Below are 22,622 nucleotides of genomic sequence, written 5' to 3' on the forward strand. Positions count from 1 at the left end.
CGCCAGGCGCGCGATCAATACGTGCGATTACTTCTTATGATGACCGGCGATTATGACGCAGCGTCCAGAAGGGGCTGGAGCGCCTCGATCAGCGCCTCGTCGGTGACGGAAGCCAGCGGGCAATAGAGCTTCGCCGCCTCGGTGCGCCTGCCGGGCCGCATCACCAGCACCACGGTTTCCGCCCCGCCGCAGGCCGGGTCGCCGCAGGCGATCTCGGTGATCGACACGGTGGTGTCCTCGCCGACGCCGAGCATGGCGCGCGCACGCGCGGCGAGCTCGCGTGCCGCATCCGGCGCGGCTTCGGCACCCGCGCCCCGGCGGAAAAACAGGCGGGCCATCGCGCTCTTTCCTCACTCCCGGCGGAACGACACGGCCGGCGAACGTGGCCGGCCTTTGGGGGCCAGCGTCCATGGAGTTAAGCCCGCCCGCGCCGCGCCGCAAGCCGCTGTCGCGGCAGGCGCCGCCCGCAAGTAAAGATCACCACTCGCTCTTTAGAACTATAATAATACGCGAAGATAGCTGTTGTATCAGCAGATTAGTCATCGTACTTACTTCGCAGCGGCTGCCGACAACGTCAGGCAACCCAGTCATCGCTGCCGTCAGTGACGGCACAGCTTTCGCGAGGCCCTTTCCCGGCAGGTCTCGTGAAACGCGCGGGACGACGACACGCGCTCCCTCAGTCGTCGTCCCGCGCCTTAGCTTCCCGCCGCGCGCGAGGCTCCCCGCGTGCCTCGGCCTCCCAGCCGCCCATCCACGGTTCGGGCGCCCTCACACCGAGATAGCCGAGAATCCCCAATGCCGCCGCGACGCCCGTGGCGAAAGAGGCTTGCAGCAGGTAGCCGCCCGTCGGCGCTTCCCAGTCCAGCATCTCGCCTGCCACGAACACGCCGGGCCGCGCCGTGAGCATCAGACCATCGCTCACGTCCGATCGGGTGATGCCGCCGGCGCTCGAGATCGCGCGCTCCAGACCCGCCATGCCGGTGACGGTGAGCGGCAGCGCCTTGATGCGCGCGGCGAGCTCCAAAGGCTCGGTCGGCAAGGGCCCCTCGCCCTCGCGCAGCAGACCGGCCGCGACGGGTGAGAGGCCCGCCGCCTTGCGCAACCGGTTCGACAGCGACTCGCCCTTGCGGCTCGCGGCCAGCCGCTCGGCCAGACGCGCGGCGGAGAGGTCCGGGCGGAGGTCGAGCGTCAATGTCGCCTGCCCCTGCCGCTCGACCATGGCGTGCAGTGGGGCGGACAGCGCATAGACCGCGCCGCCCTCCAGCCCCGCCGGGTCGATCATCGCCTCGCCGCGTACTGTCGCGCCATCAAGAGTGAGCGCGATCCGCTTCAACGGCTCGCCGGCGAAGCGGCTGCGGAAGGTCTCCGACCAGCCGATATGCGCGCCGCTATTGGCCGGACGCAACGGCGCAACCGTGACACCCGCGGCGCGCAGAAGCTCGACCCAGCCGCCATCGCTGCCGAGGCGCGGCCAGCTTGCCCCGCCCAGCGCCAGCAGCGTGGCGTCCGGCCGGATGATGGCTTCCCCCTCCGCTGTCGCGAGGCGCAAACCGCCGGCCTCGTCCCAGCCCTTCCAGAGTTGGCGGGGGGCAAGGCGCACGCCGAGGGCGTCCAGCCGGCGCAGCCAGGCGCGCAGCAAGGGCGAGGCCTTGAAGCTCGCGGGGAACAGCCGGCCGCTCGAGCCGATGAAGGTCGGCTCGCCCAGCCCCTCGACCCAGGCCTGAAGCCGGGCCGGCGGGAACGCATCCAGCAGAGGCGCGAGCCAATCGGCCGCCGCGCCATAGCGGCCGATGAAAGCGGCGCGCGGTTCGGAGTGGGTGAGGTTCAGCCCGCCCCGCCCGGCGATGAGGAATTTACGCGCGGGCGAGGGCATGCGCTCATGGATCGTCACCACGCAGCCGGCCTGTGCCAGCATTTCGGCGGCGATCAGCCCGGCCGGACCGGCGCCGATGATCGCCACCTGCGGCGGGGCGGAATTCCGTGAGTCGGATGAGGGGTTTGCGCTCACCGGCTCACATTCCGATTCCGGGTGAAGTCGGCGGCAAATGACGTGTGCGCCCAAGGCCCTGCCCGCCGCCCATGCCGCCCTGATTCAGGCTCGCCCTGAGGGCCTGAAGAACTGATTCAACAGGCTCGCAGGTTGATTCAGATGGCCGGCTCAAGCCCATGACAATCAACCGATTTCGGGCATGGCGACATCGCTGACGCGCAGATTGACCTGCGTGCGCCCCTGCCAGCTATCGAGTTCCAGCATGCCGGCGACATGGATGTTCTGGCCGCGCGCGGCGAGCAGGCTCTGGCCGAGCGGCGTGTTCACGGCACGAAAGGCGACGCCGGACAGGATGGTGCCGTCCGAGCTGCGCAGCCGCACCCGCACCTGATCGGCGCTGCCGGCCTCGGCATAGACGAGGCGATGGGCGGGAAAGGCGAAGATCGGCTGCGGGTTGCCGGCGCCATAGGGCCCGGCACGCTCGATCAGTTCGATCAGTTCTGGCGTCGCGCCAGCGGCGGAGAGCGCGCCGTCGATCACCGTCTCATCGACCGCCCGCGCTTCCTCCACCGCGCCGGAGAGCGCCTCGTCGAGATAGGCGCGCAGATCCCCCAACCGCTCACGGGCGATGGTGAGGCCGGCCGCCATGGCGTGCCCGCCGCCCTTCACCAACAGACCCCGATCCACCGCGCCGCGCACGGCGCGGCCGACATCGACGCCGGGGATGGAACGGGCCGAGCCGGACCCCATGGCGCCGGTAAAGGCGATGGCGAAGGCGGGACGGCCAAACTTCTCCTTCAGCCGGGCGGCCACCAGCCCGACCACGCCGGGATGCCAGCCCTCGCCGGAAGAGAGGATAACCGTGCCCTCCCCGGCAAGGCCGAGCGAGGCTTCCGCTTCGGCCTCGGCCTGCGCGACGATGGCGCGCTCCACCTGCTGGCGCTCGGTATTCAGCCGGTCGAGTTCGGCGGCGATCACCGCCGCCTCGATGGGATCGCGGGTGAGCAGCAGCCGCGTGCCGAGCGCGGCGTCGCCAATGCGCCCGCCGGCATTGATGCGCGGTCCCAGCAGGAAACCGAGATGCCACGCCTTGGGCGGGCCGGAAAGGCGGGCGGCATCCATCAGCGCCGTCAGCCCCGGCCGTAGCCGCTGGCGCAGCACAATCAGCCCCTTGGTGACGAAGGCGCGGTTGAGGCCGGTGAGCGGCACCACATCCGCCACCGTGCCGAGCGCGACGATGTCGAGAAAGGACAGGAGGTCCGGCGCCGGCCGGGCATCGGTCCAGAAGCCGCGCCGGCGCAGCTCGCGCACCAGACCAACGGCGGTGATGAAGACAATGCCGACGGCGCAGAGATGGCCGAGGCCGGACAGGTCATCCGCGCGGTTCGGGTTCACCAGCGCGGTGACCTCCGGCAGGCTCTCGCCGGCCTGGTGATGGTCGATCACCACCACGTCCAGCCCCAGCTCGCGGGCGCGGGCGAAGGGCTCGAAGCTCATCGTGCCGCAATCGACGGTGACGAGCAGCCGCGCGCCATTGGCCGCCAGCGCCTCGATGGCCGGGATATTCGGCCCGTAACCCTCGAAGATGCGGTCGGGAATGTGGAAGGCGGGGTCGAGCCCGCCGGCACGCAGCACCTCGACCAGCAGCGCGGTGGAGGTGGCGCCGTCCACGTCATAATCGCCGAACACCGCGACCGCCTCGCCCTTCTCCACCGCATCGGCGAGGCGGGCGACGGCGGGGGCCATGTCGGTCAGCGTGTCCGGGTCCGGCAGCAGGCGGCGCACCGTCGGATCGAGATAGGCCTCGACCTCCTCGATGGCGACGCCGCGCCCGGCCAGCACGCGGGCGAGAATTTCCGGCACGCCCTGGCGCTGGACGATGGCCATCGTCGTCTGTGCGCCGCGCGCGTCCAGCCGCTCGCGCCAGAAGCGGCCCAGCGCGGAATGCTTCACACCGAGAAAGGCACGCGGCGCCGGCGCCGCGGTCGGGAGGGTCAGACTCATGCGCGGAGGATAAGCCCTAACTTGGCGGGCGCGTCGAGAGGCGGCGCGCCTCTCAGGCGCGGACGGCGGGAAATGGTCATGAACATGTCGTGCGCCTGTTGCCGCAACGACATGGGCGAGCCTCAGGAAAGGCGCCTCGGCTCACCCGATCCCCACGACAGGAGACCAACCATGTCGCTGCGTTCCTCGCTGCTCGCCGGCGCCGCCGTCGCGCTGCTGATGCTGGGCACGCCCGCCCGCGCCGACCAGACCTTCCCGGCGACGCTCGCCGGCCACGCCGTGCTGCCGGCGCAGACCTTCATCGAGATGCCCGCCGACGCGCCCGAAGATCTCAAGACCTCCGGCAAATTCACGACCGGCGCGCGCGTGGAAGCCATCGGCTCGGTGATGGGCAAGTCGGCGGGCCGCCCGACGGGAGTCGCCGTGCCGTTCAAGGGCCAGCCGGTCCAGGGCCATTCCGGCATCAAGGTGATGCCGGACGGCTCGTTCTGGATCATCACCGACAACGGCTTTGGCTCGAAGGCCAACAGCCCGGATTCGGCGCTGTTCCTGCGCCATTACAAGGTCGACTGGTCGACGGGGGCGTTCCAACCGGTCGAGACCATCTTCCTCACCGATCCCGACAAGAAGGTGCCGTTCCGCATCGTCCATGAGGGTACGGACAAGCGTTACCTGACCGGCGCTGACTTCGACATCGAGAGCTTCCAGATCATCGGCGACGATCTGTGGATCGGCGAGGAATTCGGCCCCTTCCTCATCAAGGCCGACCTGACCGGCAAGGTGAAGCAGGTGTTCGAGACGGTGGCCGGCGAGACGCCGGTGCGCTCGCCCGACAGCCCCTCCGTCACCTCCCCCGCCGCGCCGAACGCGCCGGCGACCTTCAACGCCCGCCGCTCCAAGGGCTATGAGGGCATGGCCGCCTCCAAGGACGGCAAGTTCCTCTACGCCCTGCTCGAAGGCCCGCTCTGGGACGCTTCGACGAAGGACTGGCAGAAGACCGCCGACGGCAAGGAATTCCTGCCGATCCTCGAATTCGATGTGGCCAACGGCAAGTGGACCGGGCGCATGTGGCAGTACGTTCTCGAGCAGAACGGCCATGCCATCGGCGACTTCAACATGATCGACGGCACGACCGGCCTGATCATCGAGCGCGACAATGGCGAGGGCACCAAGGACAAGGCCTGCGCCGAGGGCACCAAGGGCCCGGACTGCTTCCACGACCTCGCCAAGTTCAAGCGCATCTACAAGATCGAGCTGACCGACGCCAATGCCGGCCAGCCGGTGCGCAAGATCGGTCATATCGACCTGATGAACATCGCCGATCCCGACAAGAAGGCCCGCAAGGCGCTGAATGACGGCGTGCTGACCTTCCCGTTCTTCACCATCGAGGACGTGGATGTGGTCGACGCCACGCATATCGTGGTCGGCAACGACAACAACCTGCCCTTCTCCTCCTCGCGCGATCCCGCGAAGGCGGACGACAACGAGCTGATCCTGCTCGAGGTCGGCGATTTCCTGAAGGCCAAGTGAAGCGCGAGAACAGGAGCCGGGGCGGCCACGCCCCGGCTGTCACGCCGTGTCGGGCAACGTGGTGGGCGCGGAGGGCTTGCGCAGGATGAGCGCGACGCCGATCACCATCACCAGTGCGCCGATGAGCTTCACCAGCGAGGGCGCGTCGCCGATCAGCACGATGCCGAACAGCACGGTGAGCAGCGGGTTGAGCATCGAATAGGGCACCACCGCGTTCACCGAATGGCGCTGCAGCAGCCAGTACCAGATGCCGTAGCCGATGATCGACGAGGCGATGGCACTGTAGATCACGGCCATCCAGCCATGGATTCCCGCCGTCGCCACCATGCCCCAACGGTCCGCCTCGAACAGCCATGACGCAAGGAACAGCTGTGGCACGGAGAACAGCGAGGACCACCCCATCATGGTCATGGGCGAGACGCTGGACATGTGGTTGACGATGAGATTGGTCACCGCCCAGCCGGTGGCGCTGGCAACCAGCAGGGCGAGACCGAGCGGGCTCGGCCAGGTCGGCCCGGCGGCGATGATGAGAATGCCGGCGAGCGAGATCGCCAGCCCGGCGGTGCGCAGCCGTCCCAGCGGCTCCTTCAGCATCAGGCACGCCAGCACCGTAGCGATCGGTCCGCCGAGCTGGATGATGACCGCGCTCGTGCCGGCCTCCGCATGCTCCAGCGCCGCGAACAGCAGGCCGAAATGCACCGTGCCGAAGGTGAAGGACACCAGCAGAATGCCCGGAAGCTGCGCACGGGTGATGCGGGTGAACGGGACCAGCAGCGCCGACACCACGACGAATCGCAGCGCCGTCGTCAGCAAGGGCGGGATCTCCTGAACGCCGAGCTTGATGACGATCATGTTCAGCGCCCAGACGCAGACGACGGCGAGGGCGAGCAGCTTGTCACGAAAGGGCATGGGGACGCAGTGGCGAGGGACGACCGGCAACCCCGGGCGGAAGCTGCCACCGGCGCGGACTCGCGAAAGGGCGGCCAGTTTCCCGCTGATAGCGCCCCCGCGCCTCAAAGCAAAGCCGGCATCGCCGATGCCTGCCCTGCACCGGCCTCATGGCGGAGGTGCTGGCCTCCGGTCTCGGGCGGCGACGCGGCGCCCTGCCCTCTTGCGGCGCCAAGCCGGCTGGGTATGGTGCGCGCCATGCTCGACCTGTCGCTCCTCGGCCGCCTGTCCTTCCAGCACGCCGCGCCCTCCAAGCCGCCGCTGCCGCCCGGCCGGCATGATCTCGGCCTGTTCGACACGCGCGACTATGTGCTGATCGTGCCCGAGGGAATCGATCCCGGCCGGCCGACGCCCTTCATGTGCCTGTTCCATGGTGGCGGCGGCAGCGCCGAGAAGATCCTGCCGATCATGCGCCGCCATGCGGAGGAACGCGGTTTCCTGCTGCTGGTGCCGCAGTCGCTGTTCCCGACCTGGGACATCGTTATTGCCGGCAACGGACCCGACCGCGAGCGGCTGGATGTCGGGCTGGCGGAAGTCGCGTCCCGCTTCAGTCTGGACCCGACGCATTTCGCCTTTGCCGGCCATTCGGACGGGGGCAGCTACTCGCTGTCCAACGGGCTCAGCAACGGGCAGATCGTCACCCACATCCTTGCCTTCTCAGCCGGCTTCATGACCGTGCTGGCGCAGGAAGGCTCGCCCAAGGTTTTCATCGCCCATGGGCAGCAGGACACGCAAACGCCGATCGCCACGGCCGGCCGCTCGCACGCCGCCAAGCTGCGCCATGCCGGCTATGAACTGACCTATGTCGAGCATGGCGGGCCGCACGCCTCGCAGCCGCCCATGGTGCAGCTCGGCGTCGATTACTTCCTCAAGGACGTCCCGCCGCGCGGCTAAGGCGACAGCGGCGCCAACAAAAAGGCCGGCGCGAGGCCGGCCTTTCCGACGATCATCAGCCGAAAAATCGCTCAGGCGACCTTCTTCGCCGACTTGGCGAGCTCGGCAACCTCGGCCTCATACTTGGCGACCAGCGCGGCGAAATCGCCGGGGCCGGCCTTCAGCGCCGCCTTCACATCCGACGCCCAGGTGGTGTGGCGCAGGGTGAAGGTGTTGGTGGCGGAGGAGCCGTACTTCTTCGAGAAGGCGACGTTCAGCTTGAACGGAATCGGCTCGGAAGCGAGGTAGTTGGTGGTCGCGTGCTCCGTCACGAAAGCCGTGTAGGCCTCGGCGACCTCCTGGTACTTCTCGGCGGCGATCAGCGCGTCGATCTTGGACAGCAGGGGCGGAAGCAGCGAATGAGGAGCGGTCATGGGTCGTTCCCTTGGCAATTGGCTTGGCGTTCGGGTGGGAGGCGCCCCTGACGGGCCGCGCCACCGCACCGCTCTGGTATACAGCACACCGCGCCGCGACCAAAGCAACAGATGAGCCCGCCGTCGCGCCCCATGCGAGGCGGACCGGCGAAACAAAAAGGGCGCCCGAGGGCGCCCTTTTAATCGCGGTCTGAGCTCGCGGCGGGCGCGATGCCTCTCAGAGGTGGAACTTGGAGAGGTCGCGATGCTCGGCCTCGATCCAGCGCACCGTGCCGGAGGCGGAGCGCATGACGACGGTGTGGGTCTTCACCACGCCGCGCTCATACTTCACGCCCTTGAGCAGATTGCCGGTGGTGACGCCCGTCGCCGCGATCAGGCAGTCGCCGCGCACCATGTCGGTGATGGTGTAGATCTTCTTCGGGTCGGTGACGCCCATCTTCTTGGCGCGCTCCCGCTTCTCCTCGGTGTCGAGGATCAGGCGGGTGTACATCTCGCCGCCGATGCATCGCAGGGCCGCCGCCGCCAGCACACCTTCCGGCGCGCCGCCGGTGCCGAGATAAATGTCGACGCCGGTCTCGTCCGGGTTGGTGGTGTGGATCACGCCCGCGACGTCACCATCGGTGATGAGCTGCACGGCCGCGCCGGTCTTGCGCACCGCCTCGATGATCGCCGCGTGGCGCGGGCGGTCGAGGATCAGCGCGGTGATCTCGGAGGGCTTCACGCCCTTGGCCTTGGCCAGGGACTGGATGTTCTCCTCGGGCGTGGCGTCGATGTCGATCGTGCCCTTCGGGTAGCCCGGCCCGATGGCGATCTTGTCCATGTAGACGTCGGGCGCGTAGAGCAGCGTGCCGCCTTCGGCCATCGCCATCACGGCGATGGAGCCCGGCATGTTCTTGGCGCAGAGCGTCGTGCCTTCGAGCGGGTCGACGGCGATGTCGACCGCCGGGCCCTTGCCGGTGCCGACTTCCTCGCCGATGAACAGCATCGGCGCCTCGTCGCGCTCGCCCTCGCCGATGACGATGCGGCCGGCGATCGGCAGGCGGTTCAGCTCGCGACGCATGGCGTCCACCGCGGCCTTGTCGGCCGCCTTCTCGTCGCCGCGCCCGCGCAGGCTGGCGGAAGCCACCGCCGCGCGCTCGGTGACGCGCACCAGTTCGAGCGTCAGGATGCGCTCAAGCGCCTGCCCTGCCTTGACCGTAATTTCTTCCGCCATCGTCCCAGCCCCTCTCAGTCCTTCTCGATCCGTATCACCTGCGGCGGCTGCGCGATGACGCCATCGAGATCGATGGCGGCGATCGCGCGGCGCACCGCGTCCTCGTTCGTGGCGTAGGTGATCAGCACCACAGGTGCCGGGTCCTCCGCGCTGTCAGCCCGGTCGCCGCCATGAGGGCGGCCCCGCCGGTGCTGCATTATGGACTCGAGCGAGATGTTCTGCTCGGCCATATGGCGGGCAATGGCTGCCGCCGTTCCAGGCCGATCAACCGCCGCAAGGCGGATATAATACCCCCCTTCATGACGCTGGATGGCGGCCTTGCCCGCCGGGCGGAGATTTTCCGCCTTCCAGCCGAAGGGTGTGCCCGCCGCGCCACTGGCGAGATCACAGATGTCGCCGACCACGGCGGACGCCGTCGCGTCGCTGCCGGCGCCGGGGCCGACCAGCGTCAGCGCCACCGCGTCGCCGTCAATCGCCACCGCATTGGTCACGCCGGAGACCTGCGCGATTGGCCAATGTTTAGGCACCATGGTCGGGTGAACGCGAAGCTCCACCGCCTCGCCGGCGCGGGCGGCGACGCCCAGCAGCTTGATGCGGTAGCCGAGCTCGTCCGCCGCCTCCAGGTCCTGCAGCGTGATGGAGCGGATACCCTCGACATGGATCGCATCCGGATCTGGCTGCACGCCGAAGGCCAGAGCGGCGAGCAGGGACAGCTTGTGCGCGGTGTCGAAGCCATCGACGTCGAAGGTCGGGTCTGCCTCGGCATAGCCGAGTTGCTGCGCCTGATCGAGGCACGCTTCGAAGGAGAGCCCCTCGTCGCGCATCCGCGTCAGGATGTAGTTGCAGGTGCCGTTGAGAATGCCGGAGACGCGGGCGATGCGGTTGCCCAGCAGGGCCTCGCGCAGCGTCTTGATGACGGGAATGCCACCGGCAACGGCCGCCTCGAAGCGGATGCCGACGCCCTTGTCTTCCGCCGCCGAGGCGAGCGCCACGCCGTGATGGGCGAGCAGCGCCTTGTTGGCGGTGACGACGGTGTGGCCGGCGGCGATGGCGGCTTCCACCGCCGCCTTGGCGGTGCCCTCATGGCCGCCGATCAGCTCGACGAACACGTCAATATCGGGGTCGCGGGCCAGTTCGACGGCATCGTCGAACCAGCGCATCCCGGTGAGGTCGCAATCGCGGTTGCGGGAGCGGTCACGGGCGCTGACGGCGACGACCTCGACCGCACGCCCGGTGCGGGCGGCGATCTCGTCCTTGCGACGCGCAAGCATGCGCACCACGCCCGCGCCGACCGTCCCGAGGCCGGCGATGCCAATTTTCAGCGGCGGCGCCATAGTTTGTCCGAACTCAACAGAAGACCAGATAGCGGCGCCGTTCGGGAGGACCGAGCGTCAGCGCGCCGCGGCGAGAGGGACGACGTTGTGCAATGTTTCCGCGCCGGTTTCAAGGAACCGGCGGACATTGCGGGCGGCCTGCCGGATGCGCTGCTCGTTCTCCACAAGTGCGATACGCACATACTCATCGCCATGCTCGCCGAAGCCGACGCCCGGAGCGACGGCCACATCCGCCTTCTCGATCAGCAGCTTGGCGAATTCGACGCTGCCCATGTGGCGGAACTTCTCGGGGATCGGCGCCCAGGCGAACATCGAGGCGCTCGGCACGGGAATCTCCCAGCCGGCCTTGCCGAAGCTGTCCACCAGCGCGTCGCGGCGCTTCTTGTAGACCGCGCGCATGTCGGCGATGCAGTCCTGCGGGCCGTTCAGCGCCGCCGTGGCCGCGACCTGGATCGGCGTATAGGCGCCGTAATCGAGATAGGACTTCACCCGCGCCAGCGCCGCGATCAGCCGCTCATTGCCGACCGCGAAGCCCATGCGCCAGCCGGCCATGGAGAAGGTCTTGGACATGGAGGTGAACTCCACCGTCACATCCATGGCGCCCGGCACCTGCAGCACGGAAGGCGGCGGGTTGTCGTCGAAATAGACCTCCGAATAGGCGAGGTCGGACAGCAGGATCAGGTCGTGCTTCTTCGCGAAGGCGACGCAGTCCTTGTAGAAATCAAGATCGGCGACGCAGGCCGTCGGGTTCGACGGGTAGCACAGCACCAGCGCCAGCGGCGACGGGATCGAATGCACCACCGCGCGCTCCAGCGCCCGGAAGAATTCCGGGCCGGGCTCGCACGGCACCGAGCGGATCGCCGCGCCGGCCATCAGGAAGCCGAAGGCGTGGATCGGGTAGGACGGGTTCGGCACCAGGATCACGTCGCCCGGCGCGGTGATGGCCTGCGCCATATTGGCGAAGCCTTCCTTCGAGCCGATGGTGGCGACCACCTGCGTGTCGGGGTTCAGCTTCACACCGAAACGGCGCTCATAATAGGCCGCCTGCGCGCGGCGCAGACCCGGAATGCCCTTGGAGGCGGAATAGCGGTCGGTGCGGGGACGCCCGATGGTATCCTTGAGCTTCTCCACCACATGGGCGGGCGCATCGAGGTCCGGGTTGCCCATGCCGAGATCCACGATATCAGCGCCGCCATTGCGAGCGGTGGCCTTCACACGGTTCACCTGCTCGAAGACATAGGGCGGCAGCCGGCGGATACGGTGGAAGTCGGTCATCGGTCTCAAGCTCCAAACCGCCCCGATTCATCGGATAGCGGCACTGAGGCGCTACATAACACTGTTCAGGCGCCCGCACAGCGAGGGATCGCAGCGAAAACGGGCGGAAGCGTGATGAAAACTGTCGCGGCCACGTATCGCCAAGGTGGCGCCGGGCGACGCCTAGGGCTGTTGCTGGCTATCGGTCTCGACTTGCTGCTGTTGCTCGCGGGCGAGGCCCTGAAGATCGCTCTGCATCTTCGCCGTCTGCGCCGGCGTCATCACCGGGCGGTCGCCGATCTGCGCGGGGGCGCCGAAATTGGGGTAGACCAGTTCCTGGCCGGGGGTGATGGGCTTGGCCATCTCTGGCGGCAGCAGCGAGGACGGCCCCGAGCAGCCGGCGAGCGCCAGCGCCACCAGACCGGCCAGGCAACCGGCCCGTCGAGCCGGGCGCGCCATGGCGCGCGGGATCATCCGGCAAGGATCCGCCATGCTCTTCATGCCCCGGTCATCTCCCACGCTCACCGATCTCCCATGCCTCCGGCCTGATACGCACTCGCCCCGGCCGGGCCGCACGGCTATGATGGCATCACCTATGAACGCAGGCACCCGCGGGGACAAGCGGTGAGTAACCGACGCACGACCGGAAAGCCGGCCACCGACGCCAAGACGCCCCTCCGCACGGCGCGTTCGACCACGACAACTGACCCGGTGAAACCGGCTGACAGCAAGGCCGCCACGAGCCGGAGCGCCGCCAAGCTCGCCACCGAGGCGACCGCAACCGCGCCGGTGAGCAAACCGGCGACCAAGCGCCCGCAAAAGGCGACCGCGCCTGCCAAGCCCACGGTCGAATCAAAAGCACGGCTGAAGGCTGCGATCCCGGAGACCACGCCCCAAAGCGTCAAGGGCGGCCCGGCGAAGCCAACCGTGACGTCTTCAGCCAGGAAGGCCCGCGCGCCCGCTGCCGACCTGGCGCAAGCCAAGCCAACTCCTGCCGCACCCGCTCCCACCGCGCCGGATAGGGCCGTTAAGCGTCCGCGCACGAAAGCCGCCGAACAGCCCTCCGCCCTGCCCCGCTACGCGGTGCGCCCCTCGCAGCGGCGCGCGCAGGCCGAGGCTGAAACGCTGGCTGCGCCCGTTCCGCCCCCGCAGGCCGTGCCGGCGGCACCCGCTCAGCCCACACCACAACCGAGTGCAGCCAAGCCCGCTGCGCCGGAACCGCCCCCGCTCGGCTCCGGTCCCATCGATCTGCAGGCCTTCGCCGGCAATCTCGCCCGCCTCGTCGAGGAGGGCGGCAAGGCGATGGCGGCCTATATGCGGCCGCGCGAGGAAGGGCTCATCCAGGACGATGTCGCCGAGGACATTGCCGACGTGATGAAGACCATCGGCAATGTCGCGGAGTACTGGCTTGCCGACCCCAAGCGCACGGTGGAGGCACAAGCCCGGCTGATCGGCGGCTATCTGGAGCTGTGGTCATCCACGCTCAAGCGCCTGAGCGGCAAGGAGGCCAAGCCCGTCGCCGAGCCGCCGGCCCGCGATGCCCGCTTCATCGATTCGGAGTGGAGCACCAACCCATTCTTCGACACGCTGAAACAGACCTATCTGCTCACCGCCAACTGGGCGGAGAACATGGTCGATGAGGCCGAGATCGACGCGCACACCAAGCACAAGGCGGAGTTCTATGTCCGCCAGATCGCCGGCGCCGTCTCGCCCTCCAATTTCGTGCTGACCAACCCGGAACTGCTGCGCACCACACTCGCTTCCAATGGCGAGAACCTTGTGCGCGGCATGAAGATGCTGGCCGAGGACATTGAGGCCGGTGGCGGCGACCTGAAGATCCGCCAGACCGACAACAGCAAGTTCAAGGTCGGCGAGAACCTGGCCGTCACACCCGGCAAGGTGATCTTCCAGAACGAGATCATGCAGGTCATCCAGTACGCGCCGCAGACGGAGAGCGTGCTGGCGGTGCCGCTGGTCATCATCCCGCCCTGGATCAACAAATTCTACGTGCTCGACCTGACGCCGGAAAAGTCCTTCATCCGCTGGGCGGTCGAGCAGGGCCTCACCGTCTTCGTGGTCTCCTGGGTCAATCCTGGCCCTGAGCTCGCCGGCAAGGGCTTCGACGCCTATATGAAGGACGGCGTGCTCACCGCCTTCGACGTGGCGAAGAAGGCGAGCGGCAGCCAGGACTTCCACGCGGTCGGCTATTGCGTCGGCGGTACCATGCTGGCGATGACGCTCGCCTGGCTTGCGGCTTCCGGCCAGGATGTCGGCCTGCGCTCCGTCACCTTCCTGACGACGCAGGTGGATTTCACCCATGCCGGCGACCTCAAGGTGTTCATCGACGAGGAGCAGATCGCCCATCTCGAGCGCAAGATGCTGGAATCGGGCGTGATGGACGGCCGCAAGATGGCCAACGCCTTCAACATGCTGCGGGCCAACGACCTGATCTGGCCCTATGTGGTGAACAACTATCTCAAGGGGCAGGCGCCCTTCCCCTTCGACATTCTCTACTGGAACTCGGATTCGACCCGCCTGCCGGCGGCGAATCATTCCTTCTACCTGCGCAACTGCTACCTCGATAACCGGCTGGCGCAGGGCAGCCTGATGCTGGCGGGCAAGAAGCTCGACCTCAAGAAGATCAACCTGCCCATGTACAGCGTCGCGACGCGCGAGGACCACATCGCGCCCGCCGCTTCGGTGTTCCTCGGCTTGCAAATGTTCGGCAATCCCGGCCGCTTCGTGCTGGCCGGCTCCGGCCACATTGCCGGCGTCATCAACCCGCCCGCGCGCGGCAAGTACCAGTACTGGACGGGCGAGGCCCCCGGCGGCGCGCTGGAAGACTGGATCGCCGGGGCGCAGATGCATCCGGGCTCGTGGTGGCCGGACTGGTTCGCCTGGATCGCCCAGCAGGACGATGCCCGCGTTCCCGCGCGCATCCCCGGCAAGGGCCCGTTCAAGGCGATCGAGGAGGCGCCCGGCAGCTATGTGAAGGTGAAGGCGTAGAAGGCTTCACTGGCTCTTGGCCTGTCATCCCCCTCGGGTCTTGCCTTCTGCAAGCCCAAGGACAGGCTCCGCGCAGCGGAGAGCCGGGATCGTTAGCCGACGGCGAGCGCCATGCGATCCCGGATCGGCCTGCGGCCGTCCAAGATGACGGTCATGGCCTCACGGGAGCCCTCACGGGAACAGGGCGATCTGCTCGAGCCCCAGCGTCTCGGGATAGCCGAGCACGAGGTTCATGTTCTGCACCGCCTGGCCGGAGGCGCCCTTCACCAGATTGTCGGTGGTGGAGATGACGACCACGCGATCCGGCGCGCGGTCCTGCACCACGCCGATGAAGGCCATGTTGGAACCCTTCACGAAGCGCGACTGCGGCACCTGGCCGAGCGGCAGCACGTGCACGAAGGCCTCGCCCTTATAGAAATCGGCCAGCACGCGATGCACGCCCTCAGCGCCGACGCCCGCGCCGGTCTTCAGATAGATGGTCGCGTAGATGCCGCGGCTCATCGGGATGAGGTGCGGCGTGAAGGTCGGCACCACGCTGCGGCCGGCGGCCTTGGAAAACTCCTGGTCGAATTCCGCCGTGTGCCGGTGGCCGCCGACGCCATAGGCGTGCATGCCATCCGTCACCTCGGTGTAGAGCAGGTTCTCCTTGGCCGCACGGCCCGCCCCTGTCACGCCGCTCTTGGCGTCGATGACGATGTGCTCGGGGTCGATGGCGCCGGCCTCGATCAGCGGCACCACGGGCAGGATGGCGGTCGTGGTGTAGCAGCCGGGATTGGCGACGAGCCGGGCCTTGCGGATGTCGTCGCGATAGAGCTCGACGACGCCGTAGACGGCTTCCTGCTGCAGTTCCAGCGCCTGATGCGGGTGGCCGTACCACTGCTCATAGGCGCCGGCATCGCGCAGCCGGAAATCCGCGGACAGGTCGACGATCTTGATGTGCGGCGCGGTCTCGAAGACTTTCTTGATGACCTGCTGCGTGGTGCCGTGCGGCAGGGCGCAGAAGGCGAGATCGACGCCCGACCAGTCCACCGCGTCGATAGTGGTGAGCGTCGGCAGGTTCAGCGGCGCGAATTGCGGGAACACCTCGGCCATGCTCTGGCCGGCCTTGCGGTCGGCAGTGAGCGCGACGATGTCCACGCGGGGGTGACGGACCAGCAGGCGCACCAGCTCCGCGCCGGTGTAGCCCGAGGCTCCGAGGATGGCGATCCGTGCCTTGCTGTCCGTCATCGTGGCGTATCCCGTCACTGGCGCGGGGAACGCCCCGCGCATGGAGACCGCGCCATTACACCGGATGCATGTCGCGGGAAAGACACGGATCTGCGCGCCGCGCGCATGGCGGCCGCGCGAGGAGGGCGGGAACACGGCTGAGCCTCCGCCGCTTGCCCCTCGCCTGCACTGTCGTCACCGACCGAAAGGACACGATGGCGCGCGATATTGTCGGGCTCTATGGCGGCAAGGTGCGCGCCAACCGCAAACGGCTGCGCTGCTGATTGTTCACGTCCTGTTCACGCGACTGACGCGCTTTGGCATAATGTGGTGTAATGGAATCGCCTGACGCCCCATTCAGCGAAAGCCCGCCTGCCTGATGTCCGATCCGAACCTGTTCGACCTTCCCCCCGCCGCGCCCAAGCCCGCGGCGACCCCGGCCGCGCCGAAGCCTGTGCGGGCGCCCGCCGCCTCCCCCGGCCTGCCCGGCGAGAGCGGTTACACGGCCGCGGATATCGAGGTGCTGGAAGGGCTGGAGCCGGTGCGGCGCCGGCCGGGCATGTATATTGGCGGCACGGACGAGAAGGCCCTGCATCACCTCTTCGCCGAGGTGATCGACAATTCAATGGACGAGGCGGTCGCCGGCCATGCCAGTTTCATCGAGGTGGAACTGACGGCCGACGGTTTCCTGACCGTGACCGACAATGGCCGCGGCATTCCGATCGAGAACCACCCGAAATATCCCGGCAAGTCGGCGCTGGAGGTCATCCTCACCACGCTGCACGCCGGCGGCAAGTTCGACAGCAAGGTGTACGAGACCTCGGGCGGCCTGCACGGCGTCGGCGTCTCCGTCGTCAACGCGCTGTCCGACGTGCTGGAGGTCGAGGTCGCGCGTGGGCAGGTGCTTTACCGCCAGCTCTATTCGCGCGGCATGCCGCAGGGCCCGATCCAGGAGATCGGCCGCGTGCAGAACCGGCGCGGCACGCGGGTGCGCTTCCACCCGGACGCGCAGATTTTCGGCGAGGGCGCCCGCTTCAAGCCGGCCCGCGTCTTCAAGATGGCCCGCTCCAAGGCCTATCTGTTCGGCGGGGTCGAAATCCGCTGGAGCTGCGACCCGGAACTGGTCGCCGGCAGCGAAATTCCGCCCAAGGCCACCTTCCGCTTTCCCGGCGGCCTCAAGGACTATCTCGCCGCCGATATCGAGGGCCACACGCTGGTCCACCCGGATATCTTCGCCGGCAAGACCTCGCGGCCCGGCGGCCATGGCTCGGCCGAGTGGGCTGTGGCCTGGCTCGGTGACGCGGACGGCGCCATTTCCTCCTACTGCAACACCATCCCCACCGCCGAGGGCGGCACGCATGAGACCGGCCTGCGTGCCGTTCTGCTCAAGGGTCTGCGCGACCATGCCGAGCGCACCGGCAACGCCAAGCGCGCCGCCATCATCACCGCCGACGACGTGATGGCCGGCTGCGCGGCCATGCTCTCGGTCTTCGTGCGCGAGCCGGAATTTCAGGGCCAGACCAAGGAAAAGCTCGCCACCGCCGAGGCCGCGCGCATCGTCGAGGGCGCGCTGCGCGACCCGTTCGACCATTGGCTCGCCGGCAACCCGCCGCAGGCCAGCCGCCTGCTCGACTGGGTTATCGAGCGCGCGGACGAGCGATTGCGCCGCCGGCAGGAAAAGGAAGTCTCCCGCAAGAGCGCCGTGCGCAAGCTGCGCCTGCCGGGCAAGCTGGCGGATTGCTCCAACAACTCGGCGGCGGGCTCCGAGCTCTTCATCGTCGAGGGCGATTCGGCCGGCGGCTCCGCCAAGCAGGCGCGCGAGCGCCAGAGCCAGGCCGTGCTGCCGCTGCGCGGCAAGATCCTCAACGTCGCCAGCGCCGGCCGCGACAAGCTCGCGCAGAACCAGCAGCTTTCCGATCTCGTCCAGGCGCTCGGCTGCGGCACGGCCGCCAACTATCGCGACGAGGATCTGCGCTATGAGCGCGTGATCATCATGACTGACGCCGATGTCGACGGCGCTCACATTGCCTCGCTGCTCGTCACCTTCTTCTACCGGCAGACGCCGAAGCTGATCGAGAACGGCCACCTCTTCCTCGCCGTGCCGCCGCTCTACCGCATCACCCAAGGCGCCAAGACGCTCTATGCGCGGGACGAGGCGCATCGCGACGAGCTGCTGCGCAAGGAATTCTCCGGGCGCGGCAAGGTCGATATCGGCCGCTTCAAGGGCCTCGGCGAGATGATGCCGGCGCAGCTCAAGGAAACGACGATGAACCGCAAGACGCGCACCCTGCTGCGCGTCACCATCGACGATGCCGAACGCGCCGCCACCGCCGATATCGTCGAGCGGCTGATGGGCAACAAACCGGAAAGCCGCTTCGCCTTCATCTCCGAACGCGCGGCCTTCGCCGGCGAGGAATTGCTGGATATTTGACGGCTCTTACCGCCGCTCAAACGCGATGCGCGCGGCCAGCAGCAGGAAGATGCCGCCGGTCGCGCGCTGCAGCCAGCGGGCGACATGGGCGCGGGTGGCGAGCCAGCCACTGAGGCGGCCGGCGAAAAGGCCGACGGCGATGTTGATCAGCGTGCCGCCCGTGTTGAGGATCGCACCGAGCAGGAAAAACTGCAGGAAGGTCGAGCCGCGCGCCGGATCGACGAATTGCGGCAGGAAGGCGAGAACGAAGACCGCCACCTTGGGATTGAGCAGGCTCACCACCACCGCTTCCCGCCAGGCGACAAGAGCACGGGCCGGCGCGCCACCCGCAGGCGCCACTAGCGGGCCGGAGGAGCGCCAGGCCTGTGCCGCGAGATAGACCAGATAGGCCACGCCCGCCCAGCGTATCGCCTCGAACGCCGCCGGATGCGCCCGGAGCACGGCGGCAAGGCCGATACCCGCCGCCAGCGTGTGGATCAGCACACCCGCGGCAATGCCGAGGCTGGCGGCGACACCCGCGCGCGGGCCGGATTTCATGCCCTGCCCGAGGCAGAACAGCATGTCATTGCCGGGGGTCAGGTTCAGCGCCAGCGCGGCGGGAACGAAGACGAGCAGCGTCTCGACGGGGATCAGCATCAGGCCTCGTCCTCGGTCTCGGTCTCAGGCGTGGTGTCGACGTCGGCAATCTCCATCACGCCGGTCGGCAGGCTGACCTCATCGCCGATCCACTTGCCCATCAGCGCGCGGGCGACCGGCGAGATCCAGCCGATGCGGCCCTCGCGTGGCTCCGCTTCATCCTCGCCAACGATGCGGAAGCGGCGGCAGCGGCCCTCCTCGTCCTCCAGCGTGACCAGCATGCCAAAGGTGATCGCCGCGCCGTCCTGCGGCGGGTCGATCGGTTCGGCATTGGCCCGGCGGGAGGACCAGTAGCGCAGCTCCCGCGACGCGGCGGCGACGGCCGCGCGATCCCCCGTGACGGTGGCCGCCGCCAGTGCCTCGCGCTCGCGCCCGAGCGCCCGGTCGATGAGCGCCAGTCCGCGCCGCGTGACGAGGTTTCGGTGCGGGCTGACCGGGCGTTCAGGCAGGCTGTCGCCGCCGCCATCTTCCTTGACGAAGGCCCGGCTCATACCGTCACCCCGGTCATGCGGCTTACGCTGCGACCCGGGACGCGGGCGAATGCCGTAAAAGCGGCTATTTTCATTGACTTTCCGAGCTTTGCGCCTAAGGTGCGGCCGTCGTCTGACCTTATCCGACTGATGCGCTCCGCGCGACGACAACTCAGCCGACCCCGGTTACGGCTCGGGGCCAGGCGGGCGGTGCGCAGCCGCAGAATTGATCCCAGATGCCTTTTAACGAACTGGGCCTGAGCGACAAGGTGCTCTCGGCCGTCGCTGATACCGGTTATACCGAGCCGACGCCGATCCAGGCGCAGGCCATTCCGCATGTGCTTGCACGCCGCGATGTGCTGGGCCTCGCCCAGACCGGCACAGGCAAGACAGCGGCCTTCACCTTGCCGATGCTCACCCTGCTGGAGCAGGGCCGCGCCCGGGCCCGCATGCCGCGCACGCTCATTCTGGAGCCGACGCGCGAGCTGGCCGCCCAGGTCGAAGAGAACTTCGTCAAGTACGGCAAGAACCACAAGCTCAATGTCGCCCTGCTGATCGGCGGCGTCTCCTTCGGCGACCAGGACGCCAAGCTGGTGCGCGGCGTCGATGTGCTGATCGCCACGCCGGGCCGCCTGCTCGACCATATCGAGCGTGGGCGCCTGCTGCTCTCCGGCATCGAGATCCTCGTCATCGACGAGGCCGACCGCATGCTCGACATGGGCTTCATCCCGGACATCGAGCGCATCTGCAAGCTGGTGCCGTTCACCCGCCAGACGCTGTTCTTCTCGGCTACCATGCCGCCGGAAATCCAGCGCCTCGTCGCGCAGTTCCTGTCGAACCCGGTGCAGATCGAAGCCTCGCGGCCCTCGTCCACCGCCTCGACCATCACGCAGCTTCTCGTCGCCTCCGGCAAGGAGGACTATGACAAGCGCGAGACGCTGCGCAAGCTGATCAATGAAGGTGAGAACCTTCAGAACGGCATCATCTTCTGCAACCGCAAGAGTGAAGTCGCGGTGGTGCACAAGTCGCTGCTGCGTCACGGCTACAAGGCGGTCTGCCTGCATGGCGACATGGACCAGCGCTCGCGCATGCAGGCGCTCGACCAGTTCCGCACCGGCGAGGCCACGCTGCTGGTCGCGTCCGACGTCGCCGCGCGCGGTCTCGACATCCCGGCCGTGAGCCATGTGTTCAACTACGACACGCCGCACCATGCCGAAGACTATGTCCACCGCATCGGCCGCACCGGCCGGGCCGGTCGCGCGGGCGCCGCGTTCACCATCGTCACGCCCGGCGAGGTCAAGTCGCTGGCGGCGATCGAGAAGCTGATCGGCCGCTCGATCGAGTGGAAGGACGGCGCGACGCTCGACAATCTGCCGCCCTCCGAGCCGCGCCGCGAGCGCAGCGACCGTGCCGGCAGCAGCGAACGTGCCCGTGGCGGCCGTGATCGCGGCCGCAGCCGCGCACCCGAGCGCGATGCCGAGGATCGCGAGCGCAAGGGGGCCCGCCCGGCCCGCCGGCGCGGCGCCGACGAGGCTGCTCCCGTCGAGGCGCTGGAAGCCCCCGCGCTGACCGTCGTGCCGGATGTGGACGCCCCCGCCAAGCCCGCCCGTCGTCGTGGCAAGAGCGCCCCGGCCGGCACGGGCGCGGCCGATGGCGCCGCCACCGTGCAGCCCGCCGCCGCGCGGGCTCCGCGCGAGCCCCGCGAGCCCAAGACCCCGACGCGCGCGCCGGTGACCCCGCTCACCCATCGCCGCGAGGAGCGCAAGCCCGCCGACGAACCGGCCGACACCTCGCATCTACCGGCCTTCCTGCTGCGCCCGGTGCGCATCAAGGCGAGCTGACACTAGGCTGGCTGACCAACCTTACCACCACTTCGCGGCCCGGCATGTCCGGGCCGCATTCATGTTGGGAACCGCGTCAGTCGCGAGACGAAAGGGCTTGGGCCGGGCTCACATGCCGTGGGGAACCACCCGTCGGCGAGGGTTCGCCTCCCGTGCCGCCGCCGCGTGGCGCGCCAGCCCCAGGGCCCGCGCGCCGAGTTCGGCGGCCTCGTCCGGGTCGTCCAGCGCCGATTCCGGCATGGACCAGTAGCTCACCGTAATCGTGCGGCCGCCGCTCTCATAGATGAAGGGCTCGGCCCCACGCGCCGCGAGCTCGCCGCCAAACGGCACATCCGCTTTCAGATAGAGCCGGCCATCCGCCACCAGGGCGAACATCACCCCGTCGGCATAAACGCCGAGGCCGCCGAACATGCGCCGGCAGCGCACCGGGCGGAAGGTGGCGAAGATGTCGGCGACGGCTGTGGGATCCATCAGGCCGCCCCGCCGCTCGTGTCAGCCGGCGTGAATCTCGACCGCCTCGGAGCGGACCGGGGTGATCGCCACCGATTCGCCGCAGCCGCAAGCCGAGGTCTGGTTCGGGTTATTGAACACGAACTGGGCAGCGAACTTGTCGGTCTTGTAGTCCATCTGCGTGCCCAGCAGATAGAGCACCGCCTTGGGGTCGATGAGAACCTTCACGCCCTTGTCCTCAACCACCTCATCGAAGCGGCCGGCCTCCTCGGCGAACTCCATCGTGTATTCCATGCCGGCGCAGCCGCCATTCTTCACGCCGACGCGCAAGCCGATGACCGGCTTGTCGGAGCGGGCGATGATGGACCGCACGCGCTCGGCGGCGGCGTCGGTCAGCGACATGATGGGCGGGCGGGAACGGGGCAGGCTCATTTCATCGTCTCCTAATCGACGCCGGTTCAAGGCCGGCGGATCGGTCGCTTTAAGATGGGGTAGGAACCCGGTTCAGGCAAGGCGGATTGCCGCCGGTCCGCCATGCCGCCGATGATGAGCGGGCCCGAGCCGCCTCAATAGTTCGGCCACAGGCCCGGCGTGGCGAGTTCCACGAGGTGCTGGTCGGGATCGCGGAAATAGAGGCTGACGCCGCCGCCCTTCCAGTCCACCCGCCCCTCAAGGACGACACCCTGCACGTCGAGATGCCGGCGCCACTGTTCCACCGACGTGGCGGGAATGGCGAGCGCGTAATGCAGCGGGCCGTGGCCATCATGGGGAGGAATCGTGCCCTCGGCCATGGTCACGGGGGCCAGTGCCTGCCCGCGCAGGAACAGCAGCAGCACGCTGCGCGGACCGGCGTCATAGGCGCAGAAACGGTCATCCGCGACCATGGGCTTCAGGCCGAGCACGCCCTCATAGAAGGCGCGGGCGCAGGCGAGATCGTCGACATAGAGCCCGGTCTCGACCACACCCGAGATGGGCGGCGCCGGATTGGGCCCCGCCGCCATC

20 protein-coding genes are annotated in these 22,622 nt (G+C 68.4%); 5 read left to right on the forward strand and 15 right to left on the reverse strand.

Annotation, left to right across the window (positions count from 1 at the left end):
* Window positions 1-50 precede the first annotated feature (50 nt).
* From OU996_RS17665 to recJ, 3 genes are all read right to left on the reverse strand, one after another.
* Complete coding sequence (locus OU996_RS17665; RefSeq protein WP_267582906.1) at window positions 51-338, reverse strand: hypothetical protein; 288 nt, start codon at window positions 336-338, stop codon at window positions 51-53.
* A gap of 338 nt (window positions 339-676) precedes the next feature.
* Entirely contained in the window at window positions 677-2,008 is a 1,332-nt protein-coding gene (locus OU996_RS17670; protein ID WP_267582907.1) for an NAD(P)/FAD-dependent oxidoreductase, read from the reverse strand.
* Between the two features lie 165 nt (window positions 2,009-2,173).
* Complete coding sequence (gene recJ / locus OU996_RS17675) at window positions 2,174-3,994, reverse strand: single-stranded-DNA-specific exonuclease RecJ (protein WP_267582908.1); 1,821 nt, start codon at window positions 3,992-3,994, stop codon at window positions 2,174-2,176.
* Between the two features lie 219 nt (window positions 3,995-4,213).
* Here recJ and OU996_RS17680 point away from each other — a divergent pair, with 219 nt between their 5' ends.
* Entirely contained in the window at window positions 4,214-5,524 is a 1,311-nt protein-coding gene (locus OU996_RS17680; protein ID WP_420712774.1) for an esterase-like activity of phytase family protein, read from the forward strand.
* Between the two features lie 39 nt (window positions 5,525-5,563).
* Here the strand turns inward: OU996_RS17680 and OU996_RS17685 are convergent, their stop codons facing one another.
* The gene (locus tag OU996_RS17685; protein WP_267582909.1) at window positions 5,564-6,433 is read right to left on the reverse strand and encodes a DMT family transporter; all 870 of its coding nucleotides are present in this window, start codon (window positions 6,431-6,433) and stop codon (window positions 5,564-5,566) included.
* Between the two features lie 237 nt (window positions 6,434-6,670).
* Here OU996_RS17685 and OU996_RS17690 point away from each other — a divergent pair, with 237 nt between their 5' ends.
* A complete protein-coding gene (locus tag OU996_RS17690) occupies window positions 6,671-7,366 on the forward strand; it encodes an alpha/beta hydrolase (RefSeq protein WP_267582910.1) in 696 nt (231 codons plus the stop codon).
* A 71-nt stretch (window positions 7,367-7,437) separates the two neighbouring features.
* Here OU996_RS17690 and OU996_RS17695 read toward each other — a convergent pair whose 3' ends face one another.
* From OU996_RS17695 to OU996_RS17715, 5 genes are all read right to left on the reverse strand, one after another.
* Window positions 7,438-7,779, reverse strand: coding sequence for a hypothetical protein (locus tag OU996_RS17695; protein WP_267582911.1), 342 nt, complete (start codon window positions 7,777-7,779; stop codon window positions 7,438-7,440).
* A gap of 217 nt (window positions 7,780-7,996) precedes the next feature.
* Window positions 7,997-8,992 (reverse strand): class II fructose-bisphosphatase, encoded by a 996-nt coding sequence (gene glpX / locus OU996_RS17700; RefSeq protein WP_267582912.1) that lies wholly within the window; start codon window positions 8,990-8,992, stop codon window positions 7,997-7,999.
* A gap of 14 nt (window positions 8,993-9,006) precedes the next feature.
* Window positions 9,007-10,326, reverse strand: coding sequence for a homoserine dehydrogenase (locus OU996_RS17705; protein ID WP_267582913.1), 1,320 nt, complete (start codon window positions 10,324-10,326; stop codon window positions 9,007-9,009).
* Between the two features lie 57 nt (window positions 10,327-10,383).
* Window positions 10,384-11,601 (reverse strand): LL-diaminopimelate aminotransferase, encoded by a 1,218-nt coding sequence (locus OU996_RS17710; protein WP_267582914.1) that lies wholly within the window; start codon window positions 11,599-11,601, stop codon window positions 10,384-10,386.
* 162 nt (window positions 11,602-11,763) lie between these two features.
* The gene (locus tag OU996_RS17715; protein WP_267582915.1) at window positions 11,764-12,081 is read right to left on the reverse strand and encodes a hypothetical protein; all 318 of its coding nucleotides are present in this window, start codon (window positions 12,079-12,081) and stop codon (window positions 11,764-11,766) included.
* 801 nt (window positions 12,082-12,882) lie between these two features.
* On the opposite strand from OU996_RS17715, the gene phaC reads away from it, so the two are divergent.
* Complete coding sequence (gene phaC, locus OU996_RS17720) at window positions 12,883-14,586, forward strand: class I poly(R)-hydroxyalkanoic acid synthase (RefSeq protein WP_267585744.1); 1,704 nt, start codon at window positions 12,883-12,885, stop codon at window positions 14,584-14,586.
* Between the two features lie 171 nt (window positions 14,587-14,757).
* Here phaC and argC read toward each other — a convergent pair whose 3' ends face one another.
* Window positions 14,758-15,813, reverse strand: coding sequence for an N-acetyl-gamma-glutamyl-phosphate reductase (gene argC, locus OU996_RS17725; RefSeq protein WP_267582916.1), 1,056 nt, complete (start codon window positions 15,811-15,813; stop codon window positions 14,758-14,760).
* Between the two features lie 358 nt (window positions 15,814-16,171).
* Between argC and parE the strand changes: the two genes are divergently transcribed.
* Window positions 16,172-18,223, forward strand: coding sequence for a DNA topoisomerase IV subunit B (gene parE / locus OU996_RS17730; protein ID WP_267582917.1), 2,052 nt, complete (start codon window positions 16,172-16,174; stop codon window positions 18,221-18,223).
* Window positions 18,224-18,229: 6 nt separating this feature from the next.
* On the opposite strand, the gene OU996_RS17735 is transcribed toward parE, so the two are convergent.
* Together OU996_RS17735 and OU996_RS17740 are read right to left on the reverse strand one after the other, a co-directional pair.
* Window positions 18,230-18,859 carry a LysE family translocator gene (locus tag OU996_RS17735; protein ID WP_267582918.1) on the reverse strand — a complete coding sequence of 210 codons (630 nt, stop codon included), beginning with the start codon at window positions 18,857-18,859 and terminating at the stop codon, window positions 18,230-18,232.
* Complete coding sequence (locus OU996_RS17740) at window positions 18,859-19,350, reverse strand: GreA/GreB family elongation factor (protein WP_267582919.1); 492 nt, start codon at window positions 19,348-19,350, stop codon at window positions 18,859-18,861. Before OU996_RS17740 ends, OU996_RS17735 begins: the two co-directional genes overlap by 1 nt.
* 215 nt (window positions 19,351-19,565) lie before the next feature.
* Here OU996_RS17740 and OU996_RS17745 point away from each other — a divergent pair, with 215 nt between their 5' ends.
* Complete coding sequence (locus OU996_RS17745) at window positions 19,566-21,170, forward strand: DEAD/DEAH box helicase (protein WP_267582920.1); 1,605 nt, start codon at window positions 19,566-19,568, stop codon at window positions 21,168-21,170.
* Between the two features lie 108 nt (window positions 21,171-21,278).
* Here OU996_RS17745 and OU996_RS17750 read toward each other — a convergent pair whose 3' ends face one another.
* The 3 genes from OU996_RS17750 to OU996_RS17760 form a co-directional block, all read right to left on the reverse strand.
* Window positions 21,279-21,641 (reverse strand): TfoX/Sxy family protein, encoded by a 363-nt coding sequence (locus OU996_RS17750; RefSeq protein ID WP_267582921.1) that lies wholly within the window; start codon window positions 21,639-21,641, stop codon window positions 21,279-21,281.
* A gap of 21 nt (window positions 21,642-21,662) precedes the next feature.
* Window positions 21,663-22,052: a Fe-S cluster assembly scaffold SufA gene (gene sufA, locus OU996_RS17755; RefSeq protein ID WP_267582922.1), complete on the reverse strand. Its 390-nt coding sequence runs from the start codon at window positions 22,050-22,052 to the stop codon at window positions 21,663-21,665.
* Window positions 22,053-22,186: 134 nt separating this feature from the next.
* Window positions 22,187-22,621, reverse strand: a complete 435-nt coding sequence (locus OU996_RS17760; RefSeq protein ID WP_267582923.1) for a VOC family protein — start codon at window positions 22,619-22,621, stop codon at window positions 22,187-22,189.
* Between the last annotated feature and the right edge of the window lies 1 nt (window position 22,622).

It is taken from the genome of Ancylobacter sp. SL191 (genome assembly GCF_026625645.1).
Lineage (GTDB): Bacteria > Pseudomonadota > Alphaproteobacteria > Rhizobiales > Xanthobacteraceae > Ancylobacter.